This is a genomic window from uncultured Eudoraea sp. (genome assembly GCF_947260015.1).
Classification (GTDB): Bacteria; Bacteroidota; Bacteroidia; order Flavobacteriales; family Flavobacteriaceae; genus Eudoraea.
The window spans coordinates 1-7,233 of sequence record NZ_CAMYOM010000062.1 but is presented as its reverse complement, the minus strand read 5'-3'; the positions used below and the strand labels follow the sequence as shown (position 1 = coordinate 7,233).

Annotated in this window: 6 protein-coding genes and 1 pseudogene; 3 read left to right on the top strand and 4 right to left on the bottom strand. The window is 35.6% G+C overall.

Translation table 11 applies throughout. From position 1 onward, the window contains the following. The 4 genes and pseudogenes from Q0X66_RS15175 to Q0X66_RS15160 all read right to left on the bottom strand — a co-directional run. Nucleotides 1-1,068, bottom strand: a pseudogene (locus tag Q0X66_RS15175) (PEP/pyruvate-binding domain-containing protein); the annotation flags it as partial. Nucleotides 1,069-1,226: 158 nt separating this feature from the next. Further along, nucleotides 1,227-1,682: a pyridoxamine 5'-phosphate oxidase family protein gene (locus Q0X66_RS15170; protein ID WP_297707837.1), complete on the bottom strand. Its 456-nt coding sequence runs from the start codon at nt 1,680-1,682 to the stop codon at nt 1,227-1,229. Between the two features lie 173 nt (nt 1,683-1,855). Continuing rightward, nucleotides 1,856-2,482 carry a phosphoribosyltransferase gene (locus tag Q0X66_RS15165; RefSeq protein WP_297707835.1) on the bottom strand — a complete coding sequence of 209 codons (627 nt, stop codon included), beginning with the start codon at nt 2,480-2,482 and terminating at the stop codon, nt 1,856-1,858. Continuing rightward, nucleotides 2,475-3,140, bottom strand: coding sequence for a dienelactone hydrolase family protein (locus tag Q0X66_RS15160; protein WP_297707833.1), 666 nt, complete (start codon nt 3,138-3,140; stop codon nt 2,475-2,477). Before Q0X66_RS15160 ends, Q0X66_RS15165 begins: the two co-directional genes overlap by 8 nt. 192 nt (nt 3,141-3,332) lie before the next feature. Here Q0X66_RS15160 and Q0X66_RS15155 point away from each other — a divergent pair, with 192 nt between their 5' ends. From Q0X66_RS15155 to Q0X66_RS15145, 3 genes are all read left to right on the top strand, one after another. Continuing rightward, nucleotides 3,333-3,545 (top strand): hypothetical protein, encoded by a 213-nt coding sequence (locus Q0X66_RS15155; protein ID WP_297707831.1) that lies wholly within the window; start codon nt 3,333-3,335, stop codon nt 3,543-3,545. Between the two features lie 506 nt (nt 3,546-4,051). Beyond that, on the top strand, nt 4,052-5,305 hold the full coding sequence (locus Q0X66_RS15150) for a cell envelope biogenesis protein OmpA (protein ID WP_297707829.1): 1,254 nt from the start codon (nt 4,052-4,054) through the stop codon (nt 5,303-5,305). 209 nt (nt 5,306-5,514) lie between these two features. Further along, on the top strand, nt 5,515-7,233 hold a 1,719-nt coding region (locus tag Q0X66_RS15145; RefSeq protein WP_297707827.1), incomplete at its 3' end, for a type IX secretion system membrane protein PorP/SprF.

Genomic DNA, 7,233 nt, shown 5'->3' with positions numbered 1-7,233 from the left:
GTAATAATAATATGATCCTGAGAAAGGTTTTTGGCATCCTGAGGAGAATTCAACAGACGTGCCATCCCAACTTTTATTTTGGAACCTACGGCATTTCCTGTAGCCAATACTTTACCTTTTTCTTCCAGTCTATATTGTATAAGCAGATTCTTGTTCTTACTATGGTGCACAGTTTCAGGACGAGCCTGGATGATATGGAGTTCACTTGTGAGTCCATCCTTGGCCCACTCTATGTCCATAGGCTTCTGGTAGTGTTTTTCAATGACTGAAGCCCAATTGGCCAAGGTAATTATTTCTTCATCAGATAATACAAATTGGCACTGTCTGGGTAGTGGTGTGTCTATGTTTATGGTCGGGTTATTTTCTTTGGACTTTGAATAGACCATTGTTAATTTTTTATCCCCCATTCGTTTTTGAATAATAGGGAATTTCCCCTGTTCCAGAATTGGTTTGAATATATAATATTCATCAGGATTCACAGCCCCCTGAACAATATTCTCCCCCAATCCCCAAACACCTGATAGCAAGATTACATTCTCAAAACCAGATTCAGGTTCAATGGTAAAACCTACCCCGGAACAGCCTTTATCTGCACGTACCATATTTTGAACCCCTACAGAAAGGGCAACCTCTTCATGTTTAAAGCCTTTTTCATCGCGATACTTTATAGCCCTGTTTGTATAAAGAGAGGCAAAGCACTTTTTAACAGCCCCGAGTAGTGGGATTTTCCCTTCAATATTGAGAAATGTATCATGCTGACCTGCACAGATCTTCTGCCGTGGCACTGCTTCGTACAGCAACTGCACAATTTTCCTTTTCCGATAATCCCTGATAGGCTTCAATAATTTTTTGTGAAAGATCTGAAGACAGCTTTCCTCCTAATATCAGATTACGGGCCTTCTCCCCTACTTGATTTAAGTTGGCGTAGGTTTTGGTATTTAATTGGGTTAATATTTTTTGCAAAGGTTGCCGCAGTGAATTTTCATCCAAAAAATCCCAAAATGCATGGGAAGTTATGGCAAAACCATTAGGGACATTTACACCCTGAGAAGTAAGTTCATTATACATTTCTCCTAAAGAGGCGTTTTTACCACCTACCAAAGAAACATCCTGTATGCCTGTTTCTTTAAAATGTCTGATGTATTTTTTCATTAGGTGTTTTTTATAATGAAATTTATAATTCCCTTGAGCCTGAATAAGAACATGTACCAAAGTATCAACTTATTTTATGATTCCCGGTATTTACCGGTTATCTTATTTATATTGATCCGATATACTATTGGTATACCCTGTTCAGATAATTTACTAGAAAATTCACTGATAAATTTGGGGTGTGCACCTTCCTTTCGGGTAATTATCTTTTTTACATTTTGTGTAAACTCATGTAAAAGGTACTTGGCATCAATTCCTTTCAATTCTTCAAAAGTGCCATGTATACTTACGGATCGCCAGTTATTCACAGATTTTATTTCTTCAACTTCAATTGATACCGCATCATTTTTCCTCATAGCCTCTATCTTATGGCCTTCCGCAGAATAGCTGACAATTGAATTATTTACCTGATTGTAATAATAAGTGATCGGAATTATATAAGGTTCATTTTGTGATATGAATGCCAAATGCCCTATATAATTGTTATTCAACAGCTCCTTGCATTCCCTGATTTCTAAATTTTCTATCATGACAACATTTTTTATCATATTCAAATTACTCCTAAGAAAAATTCTCTCATTCCTAAATAAACTTAATCTTAAGAAAACAATTTTGGAATGATGTATATCAGTTTGAACTATAAATTATACATATAGCTGTTAAGTACCCATCCTGAAGATAAAGAGATATTGGCAATAATGAATTAAGCCTGATTGAATTCTTTCAATAACTTTATTGCTTCTTCGTCTGAGACCTGGTCAAAAACTTCATAAAACTGCCCTACTGCCATAAAATCGTAGGGAGTATATAAGCAAATTACCTCATCGATATAGGGTGAGTCTTTCAGGGCATTAATAGACGATCCTGGTGCTACAGGAATAGCTACGATAACTCTATCCGGTTTTTGAGCATTTACCAATTCTGCCGTTACCCGAATGGTATTTCCAGTCGCGATGCCATCATCTATAATAATTACAACCTTATCCTTTAAATCTTCCGGCTGTCTGCTTTGATGGTATTGCTGGTATCGTTTTTTTAATTTTTCTCTAATTCGTTCTGTTTCTTCGGCAATATAGCTTTTATGGACCCCTGAGACATCTTTAAGGATTATATTTTCCAGGCTTACCGCTCCTATGGCATATTCTCGATTGAATGGATGACCAATTTTTTTGGAAAGAGCAACATCCAAAGGAGCTTGAAGGGTTTTTGCAACAATTACTCCTATGGGTAATCCGCCTCTGGGTATCGCCAAAACTACCACTTCCTTATCCTTATAGGGTAGTAATTTATGTGCTAATTGAATTCCTGCATCAATTCTATCCTTAAACATTTTTGACCCTTTTTGGTTGTAGATGTTCAGTAATCCATTTTGCCGATAACGCCGCCACATCCTCTAATTTGCCTTCTTCTTCAAAAAGATGTGTGGCTTCAGGGATAACTTCCAGTTTACGTTCACATCTCAAATTGCCATAGGCCTTTTGATTCAGTACTATCACCACTTTGTCCCAGCCACCAACAATTAAAAGTGTGGGTGCAGTTACCTTATGCAACTCCGACATGGCAAGATCTGGCCTGCCTCCCCTTGAGACCACAGCGCTAATTTCATCACCAAAATATGCGGCAGCACTTAATGCAGAGGCCGCTCCCGTACTGGCTCCAAAATAAGCCAATTGTAATCCTTTGGTTTCCTTTTGTGTTTTTATCCAATCCGTTACACCTATCAATCTTTTAGTCAACAGATCAATATTGAAGCGGGTTTTATATTGCAGATCTTCTTCTTCAGTTAGCAGATCGAACAATAGGGTGGCCAGCCCCTCTTGTTGCAGTACACTTGCCACATAGTTATTTCTGGGACTCAACCTGCTACTGCCGCTTCCGTGCGAGAAAAGAACCAAAGCACTGGCGTTAGCCGGTACAAAGAGGTTTCCTTTTAGAAGGACTTGCCCAATAGGGATCTCAATCGTTTTATTTTTTTCTTCTAACAACATTGTTCAATTATTTTTAATTTGTTATTACTTAATATATCCATAAATCCATATTTCAAAGTAATTGATTACAATCCAGTCAGACAATGATTATGGTCATTCCTCCTAACTCATTAAAAACTGATCGGAATCATATGTCTTTGATTAGGAATGACATAGATTTATAGATAATATGAAATTTAGCTGATTAAATCCATGAAGGAACTGCAACCCATTTTAAAGGAAATTGTGGGAATTACTACAAGAATAGAGACCGAATACCCTGAACTTTATCGGTTTTTGGATGAAAACCCTATGACCATTCCAACTGCGAATCAGCCTAATATTGATTATGCAATATTAGCGGAATATCTGGAGAATTTAAAAGGATTACTGCAGCATCATCTGGAAACACGTAAGAAAAACTAACGGAGTAATTAATTGAATACAGCTTGACAATAATATCCTATAAATGAAGTTATTCTCATGAGAACTTTTGTTAAAGAAAGACAAGTATTATTATTTTCAATTGCTTTGGTGAGTTGCAAATGTGAATTAGGAAATGTCTTTATCAAACCTTAAAATAACGCTACTAAAATCTATAAGGTTACTTATTTATCTTACAGAGGTTACCATTTAAAAGATCACTATTTATGTTAAAAAAAATTATTTTTCACTCAATTCTTCAAAAAATAACAGATTTCAGGAAGTTTCTTTCCAAAAAATGAACAATAATTTAATTTCATATCAAAATCGTCCTTAAACTCAATTATAGCAAGGCTTAAGAATCTTTTTTAAGTGGCATCACAATCCTTTTTACCCTTCCTTTCATCCGATAAATGACTCTATTTATCGAAAACCTATGAATTTTTGCTAGGTCATAGCTCCAAACATTTTGTGATCTTTGGATTATTAATAACCCAATATCTTGACCTATGAAGAATGCTTTAACCTACAAAGTAGCTTTAGGATGTTTACTAACGTTTTTTTGCTATTCATCGTATGCGCAGAATCCTAAGCTTTCCAAATCTGTGAATCCGGATATTTATGAAGCCAGTAAACGGGCAAGTAATTATCAGGAGTTATTAAACCTGGGCTACGCCGAAAGAGAAATCTATGAAGATCTGGGCAATGCCAATTTTTTAAGTCAAAATTACGAGACTGCCGTATTTTGGTATAAAAAACTGATAGCTATCAGTGAAGATGGCATCCTCGGTTCCGGTTACTCTGAACGCTATCAATATGCATTGCAAAAGACATCCGGATCGGATATAGCAAGCACCAATGATACGAAAAACTGGTTGGCTCAAATTAAGGACGAATACCATATAGATGAGTCAATAGCCCATCAAAACAAGTCCGTAAAAGGCTCATCAAACAAACTCAATGAACCACCAGCCGACCTGACACAACTGGTATTGGAAGAGGAAAATGATTTAGTGGTCTTAAACGATAAAACATTTAATTACAAAAATGCCTATAAAACTCCAATTACGGTTACGGCAGATGGGAACACCGCTTATTTCAGCAAAGCCAGTTATATACAACCCAAGTATGGTGTCTTTTCTAAAAAACAATTAGTTCATAAAATCTATCGGGCAGAAAAGATAAATGGACAATGGGAAAATATTAAAGAAGTTGCATTATCGCCAAAATATTATTCCAGTATGCACCCTACAGTTACTCATGACGGCAAACGATTGTTTTTTGCCTCAGACATGCCAGGCACTTTTGGAAAATACGATATCTATGTATCTGCAATAAACAAAGATGGCAGCATGGGTGTTGCAAAGAATTTAGGTGAAAAAGTAAATACCAAAAAGAACGACCTATATCCTAATCTTGCAGGAGGTACTACCCTATTCTTTGCATCAGATGGTCATAAAGGCCACGGTGGTCTGGATGTATTCATGGTACAGGTATTTAATAAAAAAGTGGGCTGGTCCGTAAACTTAGGTAGCCCTATTAATAGCGATAAAGATGATTTTGCAATTTCCCTTACCGGAAATGGCAGTGGCTATGTCATGTCTAATCGCGGAAATGCTGAAGAAACTACTCAGCAAGTGGCATTCTCTTTTGCCCATCCCAAAAAGAACCAACAAGAGGAAAATGGCGGATATAACTTTGCTGAAGTTTTTAGCAATGATATAAAAGTAAATTTCGCAAGCTCTGTTTATGATGATGATTAATGGCTTAACAGCGCTATAACCTAAACCAAACAGGTACTCATCAATGATCTGTTTGGTAGCCCCAGGATCGATAGTTTCAAAACAACTATACAGTGAAAAATACACATAGTTAATACGAAATTTTTCGAATTATCCAACCCGATAAGCACTAGTTAAAAAGGTATAAATCGGATTATGAGTATTCAGAATAAACTTTAAATTTCAATCAGATGAACTGTAACACCTACATAATTAAGAAAGACTTCGTACTTAAAGTGTTTTGCCTGATTTTCTGTATTCAAGCTTCTTACGGTCAGGAAGCAATCTCTGATCTAAGTACAAATACTGCTTATCACAATCAGTTGTTTTTTAATAGGTTCCTAATAAACCCAACATTTTCATTGGTTAGGGAAAACAAATCTTATCTGAATATTTTGCATCGAAATCAGTATGCTGCTTTTGAAGATAATAATCAAAACTATTATCTGGGATTTAGCAATAAATTTAATGATCATACCGCGTTGGGTATAGGTGTTTACAGTCAGCGAATAGGGGTTATTCAGGAGTTTGGTTTTAATGCAAATTACGCCACTTCTGTGCAACTAGGTTCGAAAAGTAAATTAACATTTGGAACTAACGTTACCTATTACAGCCTGGGATTAGATAAAAATCGTGTGGTTGCCACGGAAAATGACCCTCAAATACTGGAAGCTAAGTTAGAAAATAAGATTGCTATACAACCGGGAATAACATTCTCATATGGTAATTTTGATGTCGGAATCTATGCGGAGGATCTTTTAAGATACAGTCAGACTACTAATGAATTTTTAACAAGTTTTAATACAAAAACTGTTAAAGCATCTCTGCAATATACACATGCATTTATGGCCAATTCCGGTTTATTCTCCAATGCCAGATTAATGCCGCTTGTACAATTAGGCCAAAATGAGGACGGAAGTCTTGCATATGTGGGGTCTGTTCTGCTTGAATTACCCAAATATGGCTGGTTTCAAAGTACTCTTGATGATACCTATGGAATGTCTATCGGATTAGGTTTTAATCTTAGTAAAAAGTTATCTCTTGGGTATTTGGTAGAAAAGAATATCCTGGATCAAAATGCAGCATTTGGCTGGAATCATGAATTGTCCTTGGCGTATACATTTAAAAATCAACCTTCCGCAATAGGTGGCTATGTAGTAAAATCTGAAGAAAACAGAATTGATGAAATTGTTCAAAATTACGAAGAACAATTGGCACAATTAAAGGAGAATCAGAATATAGACAAAAAGAATCAGATTGATGAACTTACCAAAAAGTATGAAGCACAAATAGCGAAATTAACCAATGATCAAAATAAATCAAAAGGAGATACTAAAAAGTCATCTGGAAGTAAAAATAAAAATTTAAAAAATACACCAGAGACTACTCTTGTAGCATATACTATTCCTCAAGAGGAAGATTCTAATTCTCTTGCTTACCAAAACCGTTTAATTTTAGACGAGTTAATATTAAGACAGGACTCCATAGAGAATGCGCGGAACTCCCAATTCGAGAAAAAGTTTGAAATGATTGTACGGATTTTACGAAGTGATGTTGAAAATAGTATTAAATCCAATTTACAGGATTTCAACAATCCGGAAAATACCGTATTGGCATCAAACCACGGCGAACCTAACACTGCTGCCAATAATATAGAATTTAAAACAGCCAAGAGTTTAGAAATTAATACATCTGATGAATTATCCGTTTCTGAACGTAAGGAGTATATTAAACTACCAATAAAAATTCAAAATCTATCTGATATTGGTGTACAATCTGGCTATTACGTAATTGCCAATGTGTATAAAACCAAAAAATATTTAAATGCTTTTATGAATCAGCTGAATGAACAGGGGTTGAATGCGAAACAATTTTACAATAAGAAAAATGGTTTGTATTATGTTTATTTG